The organism is Bradyrhizobium sp. S3.12.5 (assembly GCF_040548225.1).
GTDB classification, from domain to species: Bacteria; Pseudomonadota; Alphaproteobacteria; order Rhizobiales; family Xanthobacteraceae; genus Bradyrhizobium; species Bradyrhizobium cytisi.
The window spans coordinates 20,598-43,948 of sequence record NZ_JBEPRF010000040.1; the positions used below are offsets into that span (position 1 = coordinate 20,598).

Genomic DNA, 23,351 nt, shown 5'->3' on the forward strand with positions numbered 1-23,351 from the left:
TCGCTTTTGGTCCTCGTGCCCATCACCGCATCAAGCGCCGCCGAAGCAGCACGGCCGCGACGACAAAGGGAACTGCCGCGTAAAGACACAGTGCGCCCATATGCATGCCGACGCTGTCGACCGACCGACCGAGCATTGCTGGACGAATGAGATCGACCGAATGCGTCAGCGGCAGGAAGGCCGCTATGCGTTGAAATGAACCTGGCAACTGGCTCACTGGGAAGATCGTTCCGCTCAAATACATCATGGGCGTGAGAATGAGTGATTGGTAGAAGATGAAATAGTCATGGCTCGGTGCAAGTGCTGCAACGACCATTGCGAGGCTCGCGAAAGTGAGGCCGGTCAGTGCGATGGCTGGTAACGCATAGGGAATGGATGACCACTCCGCATAACCGAGTGCGACGACAACAATCGTAATGGCCGTCCCGGCCAGCAAGGCCTTGCTCGCTGCCCATGCCAGTTCACCGAGAACAATGTCGCCGAGCGTAAGCGGTGTACAGAGCACGGCCTCCCACATGCAGTTCGTCTGCATGCGGGCGTAAGCTGCATAGATCGTTTCAAAGGTTGCGGCGACCATCGCGCTTATGGCGATCATGCCAGCCGCAAGGAATGAGATGTATGAGGTCCCGTCGACCCCACCTATGATCATTCCAAGGCCAAAACCAAGACCGAACAGAGAGCTCATCGGCTCGGCCAGATTGCCAAGAATCGACGCCAAGGCTACCTTCCGCCAAACCAGAAAATTTCTGCGCCATACGGCGATCCAGTTCCATGGATTAGCAGGGAGTGCAGGCGCAAAACGTTGCCGCATCGTTCAGTCCTTCATCTCTCGTCCGGTTAGCCGCAGGAAAACATCCTCCAGATTTGGGGGACGCTGCAGAAGGCGGAGATCGGTGCGGTTGGCGAGCCGGAGGCGCACCTGCTCTGGATTCGTGACATAGCAAAACAGAGTCTCACCGCTCACCTCAGCGCGCTGCACATGCGGGCTGACCAGCGGCAGCAGTTCATGCGGATCGCCACCGTAAATCTCGATCACCTGACAGCCGATCTGCTCCTGGATGAGCGCGTGAGGCTGGCCTTCGGCGATCTTACGGCCGTGCTCAAGCACGCACAGACGGTCGCACAGTCGCTCGGCCTCTTCCATGAAGTGGGTCGTGAGAAGAATCGTTTTTCCGAGCCCCAATAGCGAGCGCAAGCGTTCCCAAATCAGGTGCCGGCCGTGCGGATCGAGGCCGGTCGTCGGCTCGTCAAGCACCAAAAGCTGCGGGTCGTTAATCAGGGCACGGGCTAGCGTCAACCGCCGCTTCATGCCCCCGGACAGTTCGCCGACGCGAGCATCCGCCTTGTTTTCCAGGCGGGCGAATTCGAGCAGTGCCGGCGTGACCGCTTTGACCTCGGTCGCGCTCATAGCGAAGTAGCGCCCGAAAACGAGCAAGTTCTCGCGAACCGTGAGCTGAAGATCAAGGTTATCGAACTGTGGGACGACCCCGATGCCCCGGCGCGCTAAGCGCGCACGTGCAGGCACCGGCTCGCCGAGGACGCAGATCTTACCTGCGTCGGGCGATGCGACACCCAGGATCAGACGCGCAAGCGTGCTCTTGCCCGCGCCGTTCGGCCCGAGTAGACCGAAGCACTCTCCGGGCGAGACCGTAAACGAAAGATCGTCAACAACGATCTTGCCGTTGTAGGACTTGCTCACCTCGAAAAGATCGATTGCCGCGGTAGACATTTGCTTAGGCCATCGCGACGGACGTTGCTCGCGCCGATTCCTCGTCCGCGCGCTTTTTTGTCCAAAGCAAGCCGTCACACCAGACGTGATCGACGCGTCCCCACTGACACGCCGCTGCAGCATCTGGGAAAAAGCCGCGTCCATGTAGATTGGCGCTGGTATTGCACAGCAGCGGAATGGCTGTGAGCTTCTCGTATTCGATGAGAAGCTCTGCCACCTTGTGCTCAGAGGCTCTGGAAACCGTCTGCAGCCGAGCAGATCCATCGAGGTGTACGACGGCGGGAATTTTGTCCCGCCATTCCGGTCTCGTCTGGTGATCGAACAGCATGTATGGATCGGGTGTTCCTGGGCTAAAAATCTCTGGGGCACGATCCTCCAAGCATATCGGCGCTACCGGCCTGAAATGCTCACGGAGTTTGATGTCGTTGAGATGATTCTTCATTCCCTCCCAGCTGGCAGCTGCAAGAATACTTCTCCCACCTAAAGCTCGTGGTCCGAGCTCGGCGCGCCCGGTAAGGAAGACCACGGGCTTGTCGCTCGCGAGGATCGCCGCAAGTTCGCCCATAGTGCAGGGCGTGCCCTCCCACCCGGGCGGGACTTCGCTCCGACGAATGGCCGGTCCACTGTAGACCGACCATTCCAGGGCTTTAAAGCCTTGTTGTGCCGCAAGTGCGGCGCATGCAGCACCGATGGCTGAGCCGCTGTCGTTTGGAAAGGGCGGTACCCACACCGCATCAAACAGCCCGGTCGCTCGAAAAGCACTATTCCACTTAATGTTCAGGCCACAGCCGCCGGCAATGCAGAGGTTGCGCGCCCCCGCAAGATCCGAATGCCGCTCCACAACATCAGAAATCGTGCGAACCAGCAGACGCTCTAGAAAGACGTGAAATGACGCAAGGATGTCTTCGGCTTGCTTGGGCTTCAATCGCATTGCGCACGCATCGAAGAAGTCGTGCAGAGCTTCGAGTGGCGGTTGTGAGCTGTTGCCCTCTGCAAGCTCACGGCAAGCGCCCTCAGCATCCGCGGCAAAGTGCGCCTCGTAAAGTTGCTGAAACGTCTTAATAATGTCCTCGTCGGGCGATCCCAGCGCGATATATGCCATCAGCTTGCCGGCAATGCCGAGATCCCAGCTGGTCCGGTCTGCCCGGCTGTAAGGTCCAAAGTGATGTCCTGCCGTCGCATAGGCGTGACCTATCATCGGAAACAGGCACTCGATGAACCTGATGCCGTGGGGCTCGACATAGTAGAGGCGTGGAAACATGCAGCCGTCCCACACCAAGCAGAAAGCAGAATGTGCTGATTTGGCAAACGAGCTGGCGCAGTATGCGGATGCTACGTGCCCGGTGACATGGGGATAGCTTTGATAGGGATATAGCTTCCCAGCAAGCATGAGGCCGATGCGATCGCGGGACGTCAGGGGGCTATCGCCTTGCCGCTCGACATACGGCGCGCCCTTGAGCTTGATGGTCGTCGTTCCACTAAGGACTTCAAACTGCGATTCGGACTCTCCATCCCAGCCATCAATGACGAACTGATCGACATCGCTCGGATCCAGCCCGTGCTCCGCCAAGGCGCTAACAACGGCATCCAGGTTATCAATGGTTTGATAACGCGGATTGTTGTTCAGCTTCTCCTGTTCGACACAAAACACCACTCGGCCGTCCTCGATCAGAGCGACTGCCCCGTCATGCGTCAACTTGATACCGCAGATACGCATAGTGGCTCCTTTCAAACTCGGCCGTTGGGACGGACCGAAGATTGCTCCGGATTGTGAAAGCGGACCAACAAGCAGTCTTCGTCAGCTGACTGCCCCTGGCACTGCACGCGTTCGACCTCAATGAGCGCTTCAGTCAAAATCGTGATGACTGTTTCGGCGCCGGCGACATGCCCCCATCGCCTACAGGTGGCATCACGCGCAGATCCGAAGATCAGATGCCCACCTGGAGCAAGCATCTTCACCATCTTGTCGATTGCGGTACGCATCTGCGTCACGTCTTCGAGATAGTAGAGAACTTCGGCGACCACGATCAGATCGAACAGCTCTTCGGTCGAGAACTGCAGAATATCGGTCGCCGCCCAGCTGATATGCGACCACCTCTTGGTGCGCTGGACCGCTCGACCGATCGCTCGCGGCATAACATCGATGACCGTGAGCCGGTTGCAGTGAGGAGCAAGCTTCTCCGTGAATGCACCGGCCGCGCACCCGATCTCGAGGCCGGTTGAGACGGCACCGCTCGACAGCGATAGCCGCAGCAATTGGGTGTGACGCTCACGTTCAAACGGATTGTCGTCAAGCCGCCACGGATCGTCGTTAGCCAGCTCCCGTTCCAACGACTGATATGTGTTGTCTACGCTCACGAGTTAATACCCCTACAAAACTGCTCAGTCAGTCTCTGCCGCAATGCCATCCGGCGCGATCAGCTGCGAGGAAGAGCGCGAAAGGCCTGCCCTGCGAATTGAGCCAGGCCTTTCCGATGCCGGGTTAAGACTTGGTCCAGTTGTCGCGTCTTCGATCGAGACCTTCGATTCATCAACGTCTGATGATTTCGCCACTTTGCGCGAGAGCCAGTCGCTATTGCTCAAGGTACAGAGCGCATAGGCTTTCATCGGCAACAACAGGAAAATGTTGATCGGGGTGTGCAGCGAGAAGCTGAGAAATCGAAGCTCGCCGGCGCGAAGGGCCGCCACGCTGCATCGAACCATGGTCATCGCGACGATGGTCAGACCGGTCCACCAGGGCACGCTGCCCGTGAGCGCGAGCTGAGCGAGCGCGGCAATCGACGAGATGGCGAGCAGCAGCGGCCCGAGGTTCTGTCCGAGCACATCGAGCGTGAGATACCGATCGAGGCCGGGCAGCAGGTGCAAACCGAGCAGCGTGTCGCGGTAAGTGCTCCGCGCCCAGCGGAGCTGTTGGCGCAGATATGGCAAGAGCTTGTCCGGGACCACCGTGGCGGCGATGGCGTCCGGAACGTACTCGGTTCGAAATCCTGCCTTGAGCATGAGGATCGTCAGATGGCGGTCCTCACCGAAGTCGCTCGGCTTTCCCCGGAAAAATTGGGTCTCGTACTGGTCCAGCAGCAACATGAGCGCGGAACGGCGGTACATGGCACACGGCCCGCAGCAGCACATGACGGCACCAAAGCGCGTTTGCGCCGCGCGCTCCTCGTTGCAAGCCAACCAGTACTCCATGTCGATCAATCCGGTCAGCCAGCTGTCATTGCGGTTGCTGGCCGTCAATTGACCCATGGCCGCGCCGACGGCTGGATCCTGCATCTTGCGTACGAGCTTGCTGACCACGTCGGGCGCGATTTCCGTGTCGGAATCGACGTTGAGCACGAGATCGCCGAATGACCGGCGTATCGCGGCGATCTGCGCCTTGCGCTTTCCAACGTTACTTGGCAGCAGAATGACACTGACCCTCGGGTCATATGCGTAGCTCGCGTGCACGGGGGCCACTGCACCGACATTTGCAGAGCCGTCATCGACCACATAGACCTGCAATCGCCCTGGGTAGTCCTGGCTTGCGATGGACTTCAGGCAGGCCGCCAGCGTGCGCGGGTCCTCGTTGAAGCAGGGCACGATGACATCCACGCTGGGCAAAACACCGCTGTCCACCGGATCGTACGGCGGCAGCGAGGCGTCGGTTCGCAGCGCATAAAGCGCCTGCGCGCTCTTATGGACGCTGGAGAGCAACGCGTAGGAGGCAACAGCAACGGTGCTGATGGTGGCAAGCAGGGTCATGGGAATTGATCTATTCAGTGAGGTTGAGGAAGCGACCGGATTGCAAGTCCACGGTCATGCAGTGCTGGAATGAGCTGGGCGAGCGCCATCACAGTCTGGTCGCGCCGACCAGCATGAGGGCGGCGTCCCAACTCGTCGGGAGGGCATCCGTCGTGCAGGAGCACGATTGCCCCCGGCTGGACCGAGGCCAGCACTGCGGCAACAATCGCCTCGACGCCGGGACGAGACCAGTCTTGCGGGTCGACTGACCAGTGCAGGGCTGCCAGTTCGGCCTTCGCCGACGCGGCAAGGGCCTCCTTGGTCCATATCCCATACGGCGCGCGCATGTGCCGCACAGAGTATTGCGGGCAGGCCATTCCGATGACCTTGTTCGTCGTGAGGATCTCGTAGTCCACCTCATCCGGCATGCATTTGGATAATTCCGGGTGCGTCATTGTGTGGTTTGCGATCTCGTGTCCTTCTGCAACGATCCGCTGAATCAGCTGTGGCTGGCCCGCTGCATATGCGCCGATCACGCAGAAGGTCGCGGGGGCCCGATGCTGCGCCAGCACGTCCAGGATAGCCGGCGTGCAATGCGGGTTTGGACCATCATCAAAGGTCAGATAGACGCAGTTCTCTTCGCCGGCCTCGGCGCAGTCGCTCCGCGCTTCAGTCGCGTTGTTTGTTGACGTCACAGTTCTGGCCCGTTCCGTTCAATCATCTCACCGGCCGGCCATTCGCTCATTGGCCTGGCAATCGGCAGAACCAGGCCGACCACGTCCTCCACGCGCGTCGGAGGCACAGTGAGATAGATATCCGGCCGAGCGGACCGGACACGAAGCCCTGGCAGAACGGTCGCCAATCCCTGTCGCCCGAGAAGTCTCGTAATATGTTTCTGCAGGGCAGCCCGGACCGTGCCGAAGCCGAACGGTACGCCAAGATCTCGCAACACGGGATACATCACGCGGATGGAGTGGCTGATTCCGAGCCCCTCGAGGTCCGGGCGTACCCCGTACAGTCCGAGTTCAGCCACGAGCAGATCCACCTCACCAACTTTGATGAAGCGGCGCAGTGCGCCGATGTGAATCGCGACGCCTCGATCATCGTAGCCGATCGCCCGAATCTCAGGCCTTGCGCCGGCCCAGCTTCGATGACCTTCAAAGGGCTTTGCGTTGAATGCCCCGGTCGGACCATAGGTCTTGCGGAAGAAGTCGGACAATTCAATATGGTCAGCAAGCTGAAGCTCGTTCTCCCAGCACAGCCTCCAACGAACTGGAGGGCGCGCCGAAGCACCTCGTGTGGATTCGGGCGCGATCACGTTCATAGAGAGTAATTCCTATTCATTATCTGGCTCCTGATGCAGGCCAGCAGTTGGCTACGTTCGAAAGGCTTGCTCAAGAACTGGAGTCCAGCTTGCAGGACTCGCGTCACGTCATCTTCAAAATGGTCGGTGAGCAGAATCGTAGGAATCGCGCCTCCGGAGGCAACCAGATGATGGACAAGATCGAGTCCACTCATCGCGCTCGACTGCATCTCCGCGATCAGGCAGGACGTGATCAAACGGCGGCCCGATTTTAAGAACCCGTCGGCGCTCTCGAACGGTTCGGGCACGTAACCAGCAGAAAACACCATATTTGTCAGAGCTTCACGCACTGAGCGATCTGGATTGACAATCGCGACCACATCGAGCGTGTGCGCGACTCGCATTAGATTTCCCAAAGACGACTTCGCTTGCATGATCCGCTCGACTTCACCGCAGCAAGGAGACAATCCAATCGGAGGCGCCAACACTACGTTCTGCACTTGCAACCGACAGGGTCCGACTGGACGGATATCTACGACCAAGCTGAGCGTTCGCTCAATTCTACGGCAGTAGACCGCCGATATAGAATGGGTTGGCAACGGCATACGAACGTTTGTTCGCCGTATCCGCCCACGCAAGTTTGCGGAGCGCCATCGTCCTAGATATGGATATGGCTTGCGCAACGCGCGCGAAACTGCGAGCGCACGGTCCAGACGCGTTGATTGATCCTTGGCCCTGAGCTGAGAGGCCATCTCGAAGCCAGCGCAACGCTTCATAACCATTCTGATAGATCTGACTTCTCGCTAAACTATCGTTTGCTATCCTCATTCGGTACAAATGGTAAAATCGATTGTATCGATAGAACACATTCACAGCGTGGATCACTCAGCATTATGCGTTTCAAGGGCCTCGATCTGAATCTTCTCGTCGCGTTCGACGCCCTGGTGACGCAAGGCAACCTCACTGCGGCGGCAAGAAGCATCAACCTCAGTCAACCTGCAATGAGTGCCGCCGTCGCGCGGCTTCGCTCTTACTTTCGCGATGAGCTATTCACGATGAGGGGCCGAAAACTTGTTCCGACGCCGCGGGCTGAAGCACTCGCAGCCCCGGTTCGCGAGGCTCTCGCTCACATTCAGCTGTCCATCATCTCTCCGGACGACTTCAATCCGTCGCAATCGACTCGGCGATTCAAGATCATCCTGTCCGACTTCATGACTGTCGTGTTTTTTCGAAGAATCGTGGACCGCGTCGCGCTGGAAGCTCCAACAATCAATTTCGAGTTGCTGCCACCCGCTGAGGAACCCGACGAGCTTCTCCGGCGCGGTGAAGTTGATTTTCTCATGTATCCGGAGATGTTCATGTCGAGTGAGCATCCCAAGGCGGCACTGTTCGAGGACACCTTCGTCTGCGTGGGCTGCCCCATGAATAAGCAGCTAGCACCGCGACTCACCTTCGAGAAATACATGTCAATCGGGCACGTCGAAGCTCGGTTTGGGCGTTTCTTGAGGCCCTCCTTCCACGAATGGCTCTTGCTCGAGCATGGTTTCAAGATACGAACCGAGGTCGCCGTCCAGGGTTTTGGTATGATTCCGCCTATGTTATTGGGCACCAACCGTATCGCGAGCATGCCCTCAAGGCTCGTCAGCCATTTCGCAAAGACGATGCCCCTGCGGGTCATCGAACCTCCGCTGCGACTTCTCACATTCACTGAGGCCGTCCAATGGCCGGCGATTCATAACACTGATCCTGCAAGCATTTGGATGCGCAACATATTCTTGCAAGAAGCATCCATGATGCTCCCCCCGTCCGAGAGCGGCCAATATCACAGCTCGTTGTAGGATTGTTCGGGCCGGCTGCGACCTAACCAGATATACGCCAGGCTCGAAGCTCCGGTGTCCTCTGACTGACGTTGAGCATGGTCGAAATTGCCACGCTTGAGCGCAGTTTCATCGAGCCGCAGGCGCTATTGATCTCGCGCAGGCATGACGTCGTCATACAGCTCGTTCGGCGGCGTTCTCCCCACGATTTTTCGCTGATCCGGACCGGCTGCATCGCACCGGTCCATGTGAAGCCGAGTTAGAGCTCGCGGAATGATCCGGCGGGTGGGGTAAACAATATCCGGCCTCAGCACTAAAATTCCCTTGAATCGCACGCCGCGTCAGGTTGTAGACCAGCACCTGCGATCGAGGCTGCAACGTGGAGGTTCGTAGCGCACCCGCACCGCCCTTCGCCTGACGGTGGACATTCTCCTTACCGTCAACTGTCCCGACGATCGGAGTAATGCCAAAGGACTCCAGTAGCTAGACGTCTATGTGGCGGGCGACCTACAAGGGCGATGCCCGCTCGTTCGCGTCGAACCAACTTGTTCTGCCGAACGCCAACGCCGTCCACCGTCGCGCCCGCAAAGTCCAACGCGAGCTGACGTAAACTCGGGAGAACGGAACCTGCAAGTGAGAGGTATTGCGCAAGGCTGGAATGGAGGTTGGGACACGTCATCTCAACGGTGCTTATCTTACTCTTATTGTACTCGATCCGGCATGATCGAGCGCAACCGCAAAGTCGCTTGCCGCAGGCTCACCTGGATTCCGGGCCATGATCTCGCGGCATTGTCGCGCTGCGCGCGTGTTTAGGTGATGAGTGTTTATGATGAGAGGACGGCAACTGTGCCAATGTCCGCATACGGAACAGAATGGCTCGCCGCTCCCATTCGCCGAGCCCTGCTCCACCTCCAGCTCTTGATTATTTTGGCCGACATGTTCACCCAAGCCAGATCGGATCATGCGTGCGGAGGCCCTTCTTTCGGATCTCGCGACAGTCATGTTCTTTCGGAAGTGTCGTGGCGCGACGCGCGACGCCACCGCCGCCGGTCTCGAGTTGCTGCCCCTCAGCGCTGAGCCCCGATGGGCTCATTCGGCGCGGTAACATGATCTGCCTATCTTACCAGAAGTATCTATGTCCAGCGCGCACACGCCAAAGCGATACTGCGCGAGGATGGAATTGAGTGAGTGAGCAGCCGGACGAGCAAGCCAATACCGCGACGGGGGAACTTCGGTCCTTATGCTCGATAGGATACTTGCGGCGAATTCGCCAGACACTGGCCCCCTAGATTTGAGGGGTGGCGTCGGCTTGAGCATGGTCTTAAGAGCCGCATTAAGATCCTCGTGCAAGCTATAGCATCATCATCTTTTGCTAATGCGGAGCCGTATAGCGCGGCTGCCAGCAAGGCTCGCCAAGTTTTGTGCAAAGACAATACCGCTACGGATCCCTGCACTTGTAGTGCAATGCATCTGGCGAGGCCGTCCGATGTACTGCGCTCCGCGGCACTGATCGGCACAGGTCTGGATATGCGAGTTATTGCGTTAGGAGCCAAGGCACGTCGTCGTTTCGCCGCGCGTGGCCGCGCTGCGCCGGCGGCACCCATAGACCCGTTTCGAGCGCCTCTACGTCCACGGATGCCGGAGCGTTCCTTCGAGACTCGTTCCTCGATCGCGAGCAACGTTTCGCCAGCCGCGCGAGATGCGCTTGCGTTGAAATGCATGCCGGGAATGGTTTTGAGGCGCGCTTTCGCTCATCCTCCCGACGCTTCGCGGCCGCGGAGTTGCGCCAATAATGAGCAGCCATCATCTTGTGGCATTCCAACAACAGATGCATGCGCGAGCAACGCCTTCGCGCCCACAATGCCATCTCAACAGGACTAGCAGAGTGTTGAAAACGCTCTTAGGTGCCGAGCCGGCGGTCGCGCCACGACGTGGTGGTAGAACTGATCTGCGATGACTGACCAATCAACGCCCGGCTCAACGATAGACACCACAGCGAGGATTGCGATCGAAAGAGGCCCATCAGATCAGGACTGTGTCTGGGTCCGCTATTTCGTGACGCAGTATCTTAAGATCAAGCGGAGCTGCATGCACCTGCGCTCGCTTTTCGTGCCGATCAGACACCAGATGGCTACCGCGGCGGCAGCATCCAGGAGACATTGCACAGTTTCCGGTTAGCGCAGTCTTGGACAAAAGTAAGCACACGCCGTGTTGCACAACGGCATCACGCGGCCCCTCCCTGTCGCATTCTTTTCCGCACGTCGCCAGTCCGTCTCGTTTCTGCCCCACCACGGCCAAACGGCTTCGTCACGTGCGGCGCGAGTGCGACAATGAAAGGAGCCTACTCTTGGATGAGTCGAGTGGAGTCTACGATCCGGAGGATCTCGCGATGTTGGGACACCTTTTTGATCAAGCAATCACATGTTTACCGACATGCATGCGAACCAGCGAGAACCGAGCGGCGATCGCGAGACTCGTTCTGCAACGCGCAGCGAGGGATGAATTGGGGTCGCTGGCGAACTTGATGCTTGCACTTGTCTCGGCCGCTTGATCAACAGCAGCTCTCAGTCCTTCTGCGGTTCGCAGCAAGAGACGCATCATCTAGATCATTGAAATAACTTGATTCTCACGTGACGTCAGGTTGTAGGCTTGAAAATTGAGGACCATGACAAACGCCACACCACGACGGCGCCGATGGCGCATTGGAGAACTTGCAGAGGCGACCGGCGTAACGGTACGCACTCTGCATCACTACGAACAAATCGGGTTGTTGGCGGTCTCGGAACGTACCGATGGCGGTCACCGCATGTACGATCGTGAAAGCCTACAACGCGTCTCCCAGATTCGCGCGCTGCGTGAGCTCGGCTTCTCGCTTCCTGAGATCCGCAAAGCAATCGAGGGGCGGACGTCTCTCACGGACCTGTTGCGCAACCATCTGGAACGGATTGAACTTCAAGTCGCGCGGGCGACATTATTAAGGGACCGATTGCGCAATATGACGACGCAGGGTGAGACACAAGTCAGTGTCGACGAACTGCCGGCCACGCTGGACGCAATGTCGCGGATTGAAAAGCGTACCCGCTCGGCGATCTGCACATGCGCCTCTAATGCTAGCCGCGAAGATCGGTGGCGCACGATTCGCGACGAGCTACGAAGCTGCATGGATCAGGGCGAGCCTCCATGCAGTGAGCGGGCAATTGCGGTCGCGCGTCAGGCCCGTTCGCTGCTGACTGAGATCGCAGGAGTTGATTCGACTGTCTCAATGATACTCAAGGTGCTGACGCGATTGACCGAACCACATAATCTCGCCGGCTGGGATGCGAGCCTTATGCGATACCTCGATCTCGCCCTCGCCGCGCTGGAGGACCAGCTGGGACAGAATTGATGCGGTTGCGCACTGCTTGTCGGAATGTCTGTAACCAACGAGTTGATGGTGACCGTTCAATTCTGACAAGGTCGTTGGCCTGTAGCAGTTCCTCTCCGACTCTCCATTGTCGGCACTCATTGGGTCCTTCGCTCCGTGATCTTTGGCAAACAACCTCGACGTGCACGCTTCGAAGCACTTGATTCGCACGTAGCGTCATCTTGTACCGTCTAATGCGTCGTCACAGCGACGGGGCGGACAGACCGTCGGCTAAACCGAGGGAGACTCCAATGATCGGCATCACTTTCGGAACTTCCCGGCGAGAGGCCTCGGCGAGAACAAGTCGGTGGATGATCCTCCGGGTCCTTCAAGCGCCTCGTCGACACACATCTGCCGCGCACAGGAAATTGGCGAGTGTACCGGATACCGGCAGGATGTTCGATATGGGTCCTGTCAACGCCTGGAGGACGCTCTCCTGACCACGCCCGTAACGTCCATCCGTCCGTGCCCGCCCGACACCTATGGATGAACCTGGCAACAACTTGAGCCTGTTCGTACCACTCTAAGTTCGATTCAAACATCATTGCGCCGGACTGCTGGTCGCCGCGTCATACCAACGGCGAAGCAGATCAACACGTGGCGCGATATCGGGAGCCCCACATGTCGATTCTTCGCGTTCATAGGCTTGCCATTGCTGCGCTCCTTTCCTTGATCCTGAGTCCGAGCGCCTGGGCAAAAGATGTTTACATTGCACTAGCGGGCCCAATGACGGGAAGTACTGCGGCGTTGGGCGCGCAGATACGCCACGGAGCGAGCGCGGCTTTGGATTCGATAAATGCATCGGGTCTACTGCCTGACACAAAGCTCATATTGAGGATTGCCGAGGACGCATGCGATCCCAAGCGGGCCGTCGCTATTGCCAATCGCTTGACAACTGACGGGATCAAGCTTGTCGTTGGGCACTTCCGTTCATCTTCGTCGATCCCGGCTTCAGATATACACACCGAAGCGGAGGTGATTCAGATTTCACCTGGCTCGACGAATCCCCGCCTGACAGAGCGTGGCCTAACCACGCTGTTTCTGATTTGCGGCCGCGATGACCAACAAGGCAAGGTTGCGGCCGACTACATCGTGCGGCACCACCAAGGCGCAAAGCTCGCGGTCCTCGACGATAAGGGTACAGCAGAAGGCATCGCGGATATCGTTGAATCGCGGCTTCGAGCAGCTGGCGAGCACACTGTTCGACAAAGCGATGTTGCCGGCGAGAAGGAGTACACCGCTCGGGTTTCGAGACTGAAGAGAGAGGGACTCCAGATCGTCCATATCGGCGGCTATTATAACGAGATCGGCCTCATCGTGCGACAAGCTGCGGAGGCGGGCGCACGCCTGACCGTCATCGCCAACGATCCGCTGATGACAAGCGGCTTTTTGGCTATTGCCGGCGAGGCCACCGACGGCACGCTCATCACCTTTATGCCGGACCGGACGAAGAATGCTGCAGTGGCAGCCGCTGTCGCCAGGCTCAAGGATTCGAGCCTATCGGCCGCAGGTTACACGCTCTACGCTTATGCCGCGGTTCAAGCATGGGCAGACTCCGTCAAACGGGCCGGGAGCTTCGATGCCACCCCGCTCGCTGCGGCCCTACGCTCGGGCTTAATCGAAACGGCCACTGGCACAGTTCAGTTCGACTCCAAGGGAGACAATGCCGCTCCTGGCTTCATCGTTTACCGCTGGCGCGACAATACCGTCGAAGCGGTCGAGCAGAACTGATCGCCCGTCCCAACAGCGCACGGAGCGTTCGAATGATGAACCATCCTCGACATAGCGATTACGCGCTGCTCACGTGCCTCGCAGTCGCAGCAGTCGCAGCATTTCTCGCCCTCACAGCAGTGCTATCCCAGCTGTCGTGCGCGCCCGAACGGCCGCCCGAAGAGTACGTTCCCATTCGCCTGGTGCCACTGCAGTGAGCACCACTTCCAGATTCGTAAGGCCGACGAACATCGGCACCTTCGTCCCGCTCGTCAAACTGATGCGCGCCTCGCTCTCGGGAGTGGAAACTGTCATGGCCTCTTCAGAAGGAACGTACCTTATGGGCAAGATGTCGGTCGCGCACAGTCGCTCTGCGATTTGCGCGAATTCGAGCCAATCGTTAGAGCGCTGTTCGGCGGAGTGGGCGTGGCGTCCCTTCCCTCCGTGGAAACAAAGATCCGCTTGGATAACGCCATGCGGCGCCTGATCCGTGCTGATCGCTGCCGGACTTTGAGACGGGCTCTGATCCGGTGCGGCGCTTAGATCTAAGCCCGCCTATTGAACCCCCAACATTCAGTCATGCACGCTTTGCGCTTCCCGGCTCCGAATATAGCACGCGCCACGTAGGCTCGATGAACGCCGTCAACTGCTCGCGTCGACAAAAGGGAGAACACCAAATTGGATACCAAACTGGAAGCTATGCTTTCCTCGCTCTCGCCGGTCGCACGCGAACTGGATGCCCTGCCCTCCGGGCGGCCCACCCCGGACAATGGTTGCGTGAAACTGAACACGAATGAGAACCCATTTCCTTTGCCAGGCATCGTGATGCGAAGCGCAATTGCAGCTCTTGAGTTGCAATACCTCTATCCAGAAGACGACAATGTCAGCTTGAGACAAGCGGCCGCAGGTGCCTATGGCATTGCAACTGATCGCGTGATGGCTGGCAATGGATCGTCTGAACTCCTCAGTCTCATTTACAGAGCCTTTCTTGCCCCGGGTGACGGTATCGCAATGATGTCGCCCGGCTTCTCGTTCAATCGCAAGCTTGCCATGTTGCAAGGGGCCCGCTTCATTGAAATTCCCTGGTCTGAACCTGACTGCTTGCCGATGGACGAGCTGCTTTTCGGTGCGGCTAAAGATGCCAAATTCATTCTGCTGGCCAATCCGAACAATCCGACCGGAACCTTTGTTCCGCTCGCTGAGATCGAACGCCTCGTTATACGATCTGACCGATTGATCGTATTGGACGAAGCTTATGTCGATTTCGCACCTGAGGACGGCCTGCGCCTTGTTGAGCACCATTCGAATCTTTTGGTCCTGCGCACGTTTTCCAAGAGTTATTCCGCCGCTGGCATTCGCGTCGGCTTCGGTTTCGGCGATCCCGAGCTAATTGGGCGGCTTCGCAACATCCAGAATGTTTTCAACATGAATGTGGTTGCTCATGCGGTGGGCATGAGCGTCCTTGCGCATCGCGACGCCTACGCGGAGAACCATCGCCACGTCAGGCTTGAGCGGCAGCGCGTAGCGGCCGCCCTTTCAGAATTTGGGTTCTCTGTAACGCCTTCCCACGCGAATTTCCTCCTCGCCCGTGTGCCCGCAGGCCAGAGTGGCAGATGGTGGCAAGCGGCGTTGGAAGACCAGAAAGTCCTTGTTGCCTTCTTTCCGGATGCCGGCCTGGAAGAGTGCATTCGGGTTAGCATCGGTACAAAGCGCCAGATGGATGCTTTTCTTGCGGCTGTCGGCAGCATTCTTAAGAAAGTGGGATGCCGTGGCTAGTGGCCCCTTCCACTCATGTCACGCATCCCCGTTCTTGATCGATCCGGACGAACACCTGATGCAGCTTCGCGATGCAGCCGGAGTCAGTTTTCATCCAGTCAGCACATTACGAGCTATTGAGAACGGCTTCGCCGCATATGCAGCGCATTGCCAGCGAGCACCTCTTGCACCCCCGAAACCCGGCGGACTCCGGTCCTCGCTATATAGGAGATAACTGAGTGAGAAACGTTCTTCCCTCAAACCTGACCTGCGGCATCTTTGATCACCTTGACGAGGACGGCCGCGATATCGCCCGGCAATACGCGGACCGCCTCGCGCTCGCTGAGGCCTACGACCGGCTCGGTTTCTATGCCTATCATCTGGCGGAGCATCATTGCACCCCCCATGGACGGGGTCCGTCGCCGAACTTGTTTCTGTCGAGCGTCATACAACGCACACGGCGACTTCGCGTTGGTCCATTGGTCATGCTGCTCAACCTTTATCACCCGCTGCGTGCATTCGAGGAGATCTGCATGTTGGATCACCTGAGCGGCGGCAGGGTCGAGGTCGGGCTTGGTCGCGGCTCCTTGCCGATCGAACTGAGCTATTTTGGGGTTGGAGCCGATGTTGCCTCAAGCCGTTACGAGGAAGCTTCCGAAATCTTCGTCAGCGCGATGAATGGCGGCCCCCTCTCATACCAAGGGCAACATTTTGCGCTGAACGACGTTCCTTTGACGCTGTCACCTCACCAGCGTCCTTGTCCCCCGACATGGATTGCCACAAATCGGCCAGAGTCCGCCCACTGGGCGGCGGTAAATGGCGCAAATCTGGCGTGCATGGGGCCTTCTTCTGCCGTACGCAAGGTCACCGATCGCTATCACGCTCATCGAAACGCGGAGCGTGACGCCAGCGGATCAGCACCATTTCTCGCATTGCTCCGCATGGTCGTAATCGCGAGCTCTGAAGCAGCGGCCCGTTCCCTCGCCGCCCCAGCTTACGAAACATGGCTCAAAAGCTTTAAGTTCCTGTACGAGCTCAATGACATCCCGCCTCCATCCAACCTACCCCTGACCTTAGATGCCGCAATTGAGAGTGAACTGTGCATTGTCGGAACGCGCGCTTCGGTGCGCCAAACTCTTCTCGATCATGTGGAAGAGGCAGGCGCCAACTATCTCCTTTGCCAGCTCGCCTTCGGATCTCTGCCACTGGATGCCTGCCTCAATACTGCAACTGCGATTCACTCGGAGCTCATAGCGGCGGACCGCTGACGGGTGAGCCAACAGCAAATTCGAGTAAATTCGCCATTGATCCAGTAACAAATTGCAACGCCGGGGCCGATGAATACCGAATGCATCTATTAGGCCGCTCTTGCGGTCCAAACGGCTCTTGCGCGGATTCGACCCTTTCGACTACATCCAAACAGGAGCCTTAACGGCAATGAATGGCCTGTCCTTCATTTTGCGTGCTTTGACGCTACCTGAGCAGTGGTTTGCTTGGGCAGGTAAGTTGGCTCACGCTCGTTCCGCTTTGGCGCGCCGGTTCGTCGATCGCATTCCACACGAATCCAAGGTGTGGCTTATCGCCCGAGCGGGCCTGTCGTGACGCGGTCCCGGCAGCGCTCCGCTCAGACCGAAGAGATCGCGCGTAAGCTCGAAATCGTGCTGGCGGAGTTGGCTTCACTGCGCATTCTGCTGGCCGAGCACGGCATTAGCACCCCGCGACCTCTCGAGGAGGACTACCTCACTGTTCAGCGGTTCGCGGTGATGAACCACATAAGCCCCGAAGCCGTGCTCTCTCGGATCCGCCGCGGCAAGTTAGGCGCAGAGAAACGCGGTGGCCGGTGGTGGGTCAAATGCACGGTTTGCACAGCATAGCCGTGCAGCAATGAGAACAGTAAGACAGACGAAGTGAATCAATCCGAGATACGGACGCCGGCGCAAGGAAATGATATGTGCGTTTACTCTTCTGAGCTCGACCAGACGGCCGATGGAAAGTCGAGAGATCGATCGAGGTCAACGTGGCGCACGACCAACACACCTCCGCCAGATCGGGAGGCTCGATCTCGATGCACTCCTGCAATCACAAAACGCGTGGGCGCGCCCTCGGCACCGGGTATCGGATGACCGCCGTTGCGTGACCGGGATCACTCAATCAATTCCGCCTGAATAACAGAGCGATCCAGTGAAGAAGCGGAAAAGCATTGGACGCCTACCAGGAGAAGTCCAACTCCGATGCCGCTGGCGGTTTGTCGCAAACAGAACCACCCTCCATGTCGGTTTTCGACGTGAGCCACCGCACGCGCCCTAGTTACGGCCTGGAGCACGGGAAAGATAAATGCCTTCTCGCAAATCGCATGCTTTGCGAGCTTCCCTGAGCAACCTGCGTCTCACACCCCCTGGAGCGTAGCAGGGAAATTGCATCCCAGTTATTCGCCTGTTTCAGGGACGCAGCGCGCGCCGGTGTCAAACGGGAACAGATCTGATTTTGCTGGGATGGTCGCCAGAATCTGGCGGAGACGGAGATGGCAATGATATCACCAAGACTGATGTCAGTCCTCGGTTCGATGGTAGCAGTCGAGCGTATGTTTTGGAAACTTCGAGAATTGATCGATGGAGACGGCTCGATCTCACCCGACGTTCGAGAGACGCTTCATGTAATATTAGATGCAAAGCTTCTTTCCGCAAAAGATAAGATTATGATCGACGCGCGCGCTGCGATCGACGCGACTCCTGATTTGCCGCAGGCGGTCCGCGACCGAGCATTCAGGTCGCTCGATTTTGCAACGAAAATGTTCATGACCAGCGAACCGCGCCGCACTCAGGATTCTCTTAGCCGGGTCGGTATCTGCAGCGCTAATCGCAAGATGCATTGATCCATGCCCCGTTCCACCCATCGCCCGCCGCAACACTTGGCTGTGCAATGTTGATGATGTTACCTGAGCTTCGATTGAGCTCCTGAGGGGCCTTGAAGCTGGTGGAATCGAGCGAGAGCGACGTCGCTAGTTGATGCATCTAATACCTGATGGGCGCAGTACCCTTGGTTGGGACCTGTCGAAATGCAGGCTCGGGTTTGTCTCAAGCATCCGGAAGTAGGCTCTCTGGCCATCTTTAACGTCCTCTGCGTCGAGCCAATATGCGAGTCCCCTCAGCTCGGTAACTTAATCATCAAGAGGGCCGGCCACTCGTCGTCATCGCCCAGTGGCGTGGGCTCGACTCTGTTCGTGGGAAGCAGCGGTCGAGTTGATTCAGCTCAAGCATCATGGTTCGCGCTTTCGCCCTATGGCTGGGATGCTTGGCGATGAGCTTCACCGAAGGTGGCGTGTTGAGCCATTCTTCTGTATGCGCCTGATCAATTGGATTAAGAGGACCGGTACGCCCACCCGATGAATCCCTCTTGGCCCATCCGCAGCATGGATACCTCCCATCAAAACAATAGATTTTACCAATATTCTCCGAATCCACATAGCTAGCCGCCGGCTATAGCAAGGACGTTCAGGATCAGGCGCGTGACGACGTATTCGCGATTTTCAACGCAATGTGCGGATGACGAGCAAGCGCCAGCACATGATCACCACTTGCGTCCAGATAGAGGCAAGTCTTGGTCTCGCTATCGTGGCACGCGCGAGCTTCTTGCATGCATTAATCTGGCTCCAACACCAGCCACGAGACAGCATGGGCAGCTCGCCTTCAGATCTCTAGCAAGCCTTAGCAGGAGCGGCGCAGCGCAAGCCGATAGCGAAAAGGGCGATCTAGCGCCGTTGGGTGCAGTGCTCTGGCAGCCCGATCCCGGATGGCCGCACTTGACGCGCACCGGTCCGGCGTCGCGTCGATCGTGAGTGCTTTGCGAGTCAACAAGGAACTGGAGTGTCTTTGATGCGAGCTCGTGGCCACAGCACATGCGTGCGCCGTATGGGAATTGGACTAAGGAGGCTTTCGCCGCGTCGGCGAAGGCCGAACTGGCAGCCCTGCACTGGTCAGTCGATCCGCAAGACTGGTCTCGTCCCGGCGTCGAGGCGATTGTTGCCGCGGTGCTGGCCTCGGTCCGGCCAGGGGCAATCGTGCTCCTGCACGACGGATGCCCTCCCGACGAGTTGGGACGCCGCCCTCATGCTGGTCGGCGCGACCAGACTGTGACGGCGCTCGCCCGGCTCATTCCAGCACTGCATGACCGTGGATTTGCAATCCGGTCGCTTCCTCAACCTCGCTGAATAGATCAATTCCCATGACCTTGCTTGCCACCATCAGCACCGTTGCTGTTGCCTCCTACGCGTTGCTCTCCAGCGTCCATAAGAGCGCGCAGGCGCTTTATGCGCTGCGAACCGACGCCTCACTGCCGCCGTACGACCCGATCGACACCGATGCTCTGCCCAGCGTGGATGTCATCGTGCCCTGCTTTAATGAGGACCCCCGCACCCTGGCGGCTTGCCTGAAGTCTATCGTAAGCCAGGACTACCCAGGGCGATTGCAGGTCTATGTGGTCGATGACGGCTCTGCAAATGTCGGTGCGGTGGCACCCGTGCACGCGAGCTACGCATATGACCCGAGGGTCAGCGTCATTCTGCTGCCAAGCAACGTTGGAAAGCGCAAGGCGCAGATCGCCGCGATACGCCGGTCATTCGGCGATCTCGTGCTCAATGTCGATTCCGACACGGAAATCGCGCCCGACGTGGTCAGCAAGCTCGTACGCAAGATGCAGGATCCAGCCGTCGGCGCGGCCATGGGTCAATTGACGGCCAGCAACCGCAACGACAGCTGGCTGACCCGATTGATCGACATGGAGTACTGGTTGGCTTGCAACGAGGAGCGCGCGGCCCAGACGCGCTTTGGTGCGGTCATGTGCTGCTGCGGGCCGTGTGCCATGTACCGCCGTTCCGCGCTGCTGTTGCTGCTGGACCAGTACGAGACGCAGTTTTTCCGGGGAAAGCCGAGCGACTTCGGTGAGGACCGCCATCTGACGATCCTGATGCTCAAGGCAGGGTTTCGAACCGAGTACGTTCCGGACGCCATCGCCGCCACGGTGGTCCCGGACAAGCTCTTGCTATATTTGCGGCAACAGCTCCGCTGGGCGCGGAGCACTTACCGCGACACGCTGCTCGGTTTGCACCTTCTGCCCGGCCTCGATCGGTACCTCACGCTCGATGTGCTCGGACAGAACCTCGGGCCGCTGCTGCTCGCCATCTCATCGATTGCCGCGCTCGCTCAGCTCGCGCTCACGGACAGCGTGCCCTGGTGGACCGGTCTGACCATCGTCGCGATGACCATGGTTCGATGCAGCGTGGCGGCCCTTCGCGCCGGCGAGCTTCGATTTCTCGGCTTCTCGCTGCACACCCCGATCAACATCTTCTTGTTGCTGCCGATGAAAGCCTATGCGCTCTGTACCTTGAGCAATAGCGACTGGCTCTCGCGCAGACTGCCAGATTTACCCGACGAAAATGGAAGGCGTGGCAACTTTTTGTACGCGGCCCCCAGAACCGATAAATCGAAGGAGATTGTTTGCACGTCGCGCATTCAGCACCTTGAGCACCGCATTGCTTTCCAATTGGAGATCGTGGCTCAACTGATCTGCCAGGACAAAGTCGCGCTCGGAGCGGTCAAGCTGCTCGACGAACTCACAAGCGAACTGGTCGCGGCAAAACTGGAACTCGGCGCAATAGGCGAGGCGAGCGCCAGCAAGCGAACAGTCCCAGCGGAAAAACACGGTGACCTCTTCTATCCAGAAGACCTCCGCATCCTAGCTAAACTTTTCGACGCGGCAGTCGCAGCTTTACCGCCCGATCGCCGTACTATCGCCAATCGCACGCAAATCGCCAAACTTGTTCTAGCTCGTGGAACGACACATGAAGTCAAGTCCGACCCAAATCATGGCGCCCGCGTTCTTGGCGATTTGATTGATCACACGTTCAACTCTTCCTCTTCTAATCAAATCGAGGTTCCGCCTAGCACCTGGCGGAATTCTGCGTAAGGCGTAGGTTAAATCACTCGAACGGGTAATAAGAAGACATCACCCCAGTTTTGATAACCGGCGGTCCTTTCGAGCGCCGAGCGATGTGTATACAGGCAGCCTACTTTTCCTAACAGATTTGTCTCGTCAGCAGGCAGGCCGCGGGACAGCTGACAGGACCACTTCTTCGGCATCCTCAAGGCAAGAACCCTGTAATTCAGGCCCTCGGTCTCAGAGGATGAGTGCGGTACGCCTTGCACTGCAATGCGACCGCCTGCCGGCCGCCCCGACGCAAATAGTCCAGGCGTCGTAACACCACGCCGACTGCGCAGCGAGATGGCTCGCCTTGTCCACGTTTCACTGCCGCCGAACGTCTTCTCCGTTTCCCCTAGGGCGGGTGGGCAATGCCGCCGGGTGAAGCGCACCACTCTGACCAAACCGCAGGTATCAGCCCATAACGAATGTCGTTTCCTACAACGAGCATGGCGTCGGCCGTTCCACGCATCTGCAGACTATGCTCGCGCACATGCTGCAGGCCACATCGAGTTAGAATACATTTTGGCTCGGAGCAGCCGAAGGGACTTGAATCGTACGTAGCGTCACGTTGTAGGAATCCGGCATCCGCCGCCTCGCGCCGATCAACTAGTCAACCACCGATGGCGGGAGTGTGACGTAACACATCAAAGCAATCCTCCGGATTAGACATCGAGATGACAACAGCACTCCTTTTTCTCACTATGATCTTCTTCGGCGGCTTTGGATTAGGCTACGGTGTGCGCAGCTGGCGTTCCCGCAAGCGACGTGAGCGCGCTCGGCTCTATGGTGCTTTCCTTCATTCCGGCACTTCTGCTCAGCCTCCGCTCCGAGTTCCCGCACGCCGTAGTTCCTAACGCTGCATTCGGCCTCGCTCAAACAAGGAAATTGCCGATCGGCCACGCGAGGGCGCACGCCAACCGGCGGCAACTCGTCGAGCACAGATTCGCAAGGCAGAGTGGAGAGGCCACGCGCGTGTTCGCGTGGATTCAGTCCCAACAGCACAGTGTAACGTGACCGATCGCCGATTTGAGCCAAGACAATGAGCGGTGAAGACTGCGAGTCGGCCCTTCAGGATCATCGGGTCGGAGCGGTGGATTCGCAACCGGCCCCGGCCAGACAACGTACATCCGCGTGATCCTAGCATGTGCGGAAGCGATTGCCGGGCCGAATTCCAATCAGCGCCGGCGCGAACCGCGCGACGGCGTGCACGACTTCGGCAGCGTCGATAAGGATCACCTTTCACTCTCCTTTGTCATCTACAGCGCTTCGATGCCCGTCGCGATCTGCATTGGGCGAGAAGAGAGATCCAGAGCCCTCGCACGACTTCGAATTTCATCTCGCGTTAGGATCAACGCAGCGTTGGCCGTGACCAATGCTTCCTGGCCGAGTTCGATTCGCTGAACTAGCCCACCTAAACTGAGAGGTTTCGAAGGTGAGGCTTCCTTCGTAGAACTCGATCCGCGATAGTCAGTACAGCGGATGCATCATGAAGCCTGACGAACGCCTCGCCGAAGTCCTTGAGAATAGCGCGTGTTTTGATGATGAGGCATGGGAGGTGTGGGCACAGTGCCTCTCACCCACTGAGCGGCTGGCATATATTCGCAAGCATCGTTCTCACTTCCGGTTCACAGATTACGATGAAGTGTTAGCTGTTGTACGGGGTCGGCGTTTCACCGGTCGCTCATCGCAGCTCCTTCGATGGCGGCACAGGACAAGAGCAAGGACGTTACAAAGCGCTTTGCTCTTCTCGATTGCGGTGTGGCTTGGCTTCATCTGGCTTGCGGTGCGCTTAATCCGCTGAGATCAGCAGCCCGCTTTTCGTCAACACCTGAGCTACCTGTGTTCGCACCCGCAGGAGCCTTGCGAGGCAGTTGGAGATGATCTGCAACGCAACAACCTGACGCAGCGTTCGGTTCACGCATTTCTTTCGGCGCAAAT

At 58.2% G+C, this 23,351-nt stretch carries 14 protein-coding genes and 2 pseudogenes; 8 read left to right on the forward strand and 8 right to left on the reverse strand.

Annotation, left to right across the window (positions count from 1 at the left end):
* Positions 1 to 22: 22 nt before the first annotated feature.
* The 8 genes from ABIC09_RS36125 to ABIC09_RS36160 are packed head-to-tail and all read right to left on the reverse strand — an operon-like array spanning position 23 to position 7,186.
* Positions 23 to 811, reverse strand: coding sequence for an ABC transporter permease (locus tag ABIC09_RS36125; RefSeq protein WP_354112249.1), 789 nt, complete (start codon positions 809 to 811; stop codon positions 23 to 25).
* Between the two features lie 3 nt (positions 812 to 814).
* On the reverse strand, positions 815 to 1,729 hold the full coding sequence (gene nodI, locus ABIC09_RS36130; RefSeq protein WP_354112250.1) for a nodulation factor ABC transporter ATP-binding protein NodI: 915 nt from the start codon (positions 1,727 to 1,729) through the stop codon (positions 815 to 817).
* A gap of 4 nt (positions 1,730 to 1,733) precedes the next feature.
* Positions 1,734 to 3,446: a nodulation protein NodU gene (nodU, locus tag ABIC09_RS36135; protein WP_354112251.1), complete on the reverse strand. Its 1,713-nt coding sequence runs from the start codon at positions 3,444 to 3,446 to the stop codon at positions 1,734 to 1,736.
* An 11-nt stretch (positions 3,447 to 3,457) separates the two neighbouring features.
* On the reverse strand, positions 3,458 to 4,087 hold the full coding sequence (gene nodS / locus ABIC09_RS36140) for a nodulation methyltransferase NodS (RefSeq protein WP_354112252.1): 630 nt from the start codon (positions 4,085 to 4,087) through the stop codon (positions 3,458 to 3,460).
* Between the two features lie 24 nt (positions 4,088 to 4,111).
* Positions 4,112 to 5,470: a chitooligosaccharide synthase NodC gene (gene nodC, locus ABIC09_RS36145; protein WP_354112253.1), complete on the reverse strand. Its 1,359-nt coding sequence runs from the start codon at positions 5,468 to 5,470 to the stop codon at positions 4,112 to 4,114.
* Positions 5,471 to 5,484: 14 nt separating this feature from the next.
* On the reverse strand, positions 5,485 to 6,144 hold the full coding sequence (gene nodB, locus ABIC09_RS36150) for a chitooligosaccharide deacetylase NodB (protein ID WP_354112254.1): 660 nt from the start codon (positions 6,142 to 6,144) through the stop codon (positions 5,485 to 5,487).
* Positions 6,141 to 6,773 (reverse strand): NodA family N-acyltransferase, encoded by a 633-nt coding sequence (locus ABIC09_RS36155; RefSeq protein WP_354112255.1) that lies wholly within the window; start codon positions 6,771 to 6,773, stop codon positions 6,141 to 6,143. The genes nodB and ABIC09_RS36155 overlap by 4 nt, the downstream gene beginning before the upstream one ends.
* Complete coding sequence (locus ABIC09_RS36160) at positions 6,770 to 7,186, reverse strand: response regulator transcription factor (RefSeq protein WP_354112256.1); 417 nt, start codon at positions 7,184 to 7,186, stop codon at positions 6,770 to 6,772. Before ABIC09_RS36160 ends, ABIC09_RS36155 begins: the two co-directional genes overlap by 4 nt.
* A 459-nt stretch (positions 7,187 to 7,645) precedes the next feature.
* On the opposite strand from ABIC09_RS36160, the gene ABIC09_RS36165 reads away from it, so the two are divergent.
* From ABIC09_RS36165 to nodC (ABIC09_RS36200), 8 genes and pseudogenes are all read left to right on the forward strand, one after another.
* Complete coding sequence (locus ABIC09_RS36165) at positions 7,646 to 8,590, forward strand: LysR family transcriptional regulator (RefSeq protein WP_354112257.1); 945 nt, start codon at positions 7,646 to 7,648, stop codon at positions 8,588 to 8,590.
* 2,644 nt (positions 8,591 to 11,234) lie between these two features.
* Positions 11,235 to 11,954 (forward strand): MerR family transcriptional regulator, encoded by a 720-nt coding sequence (locus ABIC09_RS36170; RefSeq protein ID WP_027515897.1) that lies wholly within the window; start codon positions 11,235 to 11,237, stop codon positions 11,952 to 11,954.
* Positions 11,955 to 12,593: 639 nt separating this feature from the next.
* Positions 12,594 to 13,703: a branched-chain amino acid ABC transporter substrate-binding protein gene (locus ABIC09_RS36175; protein WP_354112258.1), complete on the forward strand. Its 1,110-nt coding sequence runs from the start codon at positions 12,594 to 12,596 to the stop codon at positions 13,701 to 13,703.
* Positions 13,704 to 14,381: 678 nt separating this feature from the next.
* Positions 14,382 to 15,458: a histidinol-phosphate transaminase gene (gene hisC / locus ABIC09_RS36180; protein ID WP_354112262.1), complete on the forward strand. Its 1,077-nt coding sequence runs from the start codon at positions 14,382 to 14,384 to the stop codon at positions 15,456 to 15,458.
* Positions 15,459 to 15,676: 218 nt separating this feature from the next.
* Positions 15,677 to 16,705 (forward strand): LLM class flavin-dependent oxidoreductase, encoded by a 1,029-nt coding sequence (locus ABIC09_RS36185; protein ID WP_354112259.1) that lies wholly within the window; start codon positions 15,677 to 15,679, stop codon positions 16,703 to 16,705.
* A 1,253-nt stretch (positions 16,706 to 17,958) separates the two neighbouring features.
* Positions 17,959 to 18,309: a hypothetical protein gene (locus ABIC09_RS36190; RefSeq protein ID WP_354112260.1), complete on the forward strand. Its 351-nt coding sequence runs from the start codon at positions 17,959 to 17,961 to the stop codon at positions 18,307 to 18,309.
* A 1,017-nt stretch (positions 18,310 to 19,326) separates the two neighbouring features.
* Positions 19,327 to 19,644: pseudogene (locus ABIC09_RS36195) on the forward strand (chitooligosaccharide deacetylase NodB); the annotation flags it as partial.
* A 14-nt stretch (positions 19,645 to 19,658) separates the two neighbouring features.
* Positions 19,659 to 20,879, forward strand: a pseudogene (gene nodC / locus ABIC09_RS36200) (chitooligosaccharide synthase NodC); the annotation flags it as partial.
* Positions 20,880 to 23,351: the final 2,472 nt, after the last annotated feature.

Bases quoted from the DNA above. Each gene is read 5' to 3' on its own strand.
- nodC (WP_354112253.1), bottom strand. From the start codon at position 5,470: ATGACCCTGCTTGCCACCATCAGCACCGTTGCTGTTGCCTCCTACGCG.
- ABIC09_RS36160 (WP_354112256.1), bottom strand. From the start codon at position 7,186: ATGCAAGCGAAGTCGTCTTTGGGAAATCTAATGCGAGTCGCGCACACG.
- ABIC09_RS36190 (WP_354112260.1), top strand. From the start codon at position 17,959: ATGGCAATGATATCACCAAGACTGATGTCAGTCCTCGGTTCGATGGTA.
- ABIC09_RS36155 (WP_354112255.1), bottom strand. From the start codon at position 6,773: ATGAACGTGATCGCGCCCGAATCCACACGAGGTGCTTCGGCGCGCCCT.
- nodU (WP_354112251.1), bottom strand. From the start codon at position 3,446: ATGCGTATCTGCGGTATCAAGTTGACGCATGACGGGGCAGTCGCTCTG.
- ABIC09_RS36175 (WP_354112258.1), top strand. From the start codon at position 12,594: ATGTCGATTCTTCGCGTTCATAGGCTTGCCATTGCTGCGCTCCTTTCC.
- nodI (WP_354112250.1), bottom strand. From the start codon at position 1,729: ATGTCTACCGCGGCAATCGATCTTTTCGAGGTGAGCAAGTCCTACAAC.
- hisC (WP_354112262.1), top strand. From the start codon at position 14,382: ATGCTTTCCTCGCTCTCGCCGGTCGCACGCGAACTGGATGCCCTGCCC.
- ABIC09_RS36170 (WP_027515897.1), top strand. From the start codon at position 11,235: ATGACAAACGCCACACCACGACGGCGCCGATGGCGCATTGGAGAACTT.
- ABIC09_RS36125 (WP_354112249.1), bottom strand. From the start codon at position 811: ATGCGGCAACGTTTTGCGCCTGCACTCCCTGCTAATCCATGGAACTGG.
- ABIC09_RS36165 (WP_354112257.1), top strand. From the start codon at position 7,646: ATGCGTTTCAAGGGCCTCGATCTGAATCTTCTCGTCGCGTTCGACGCC.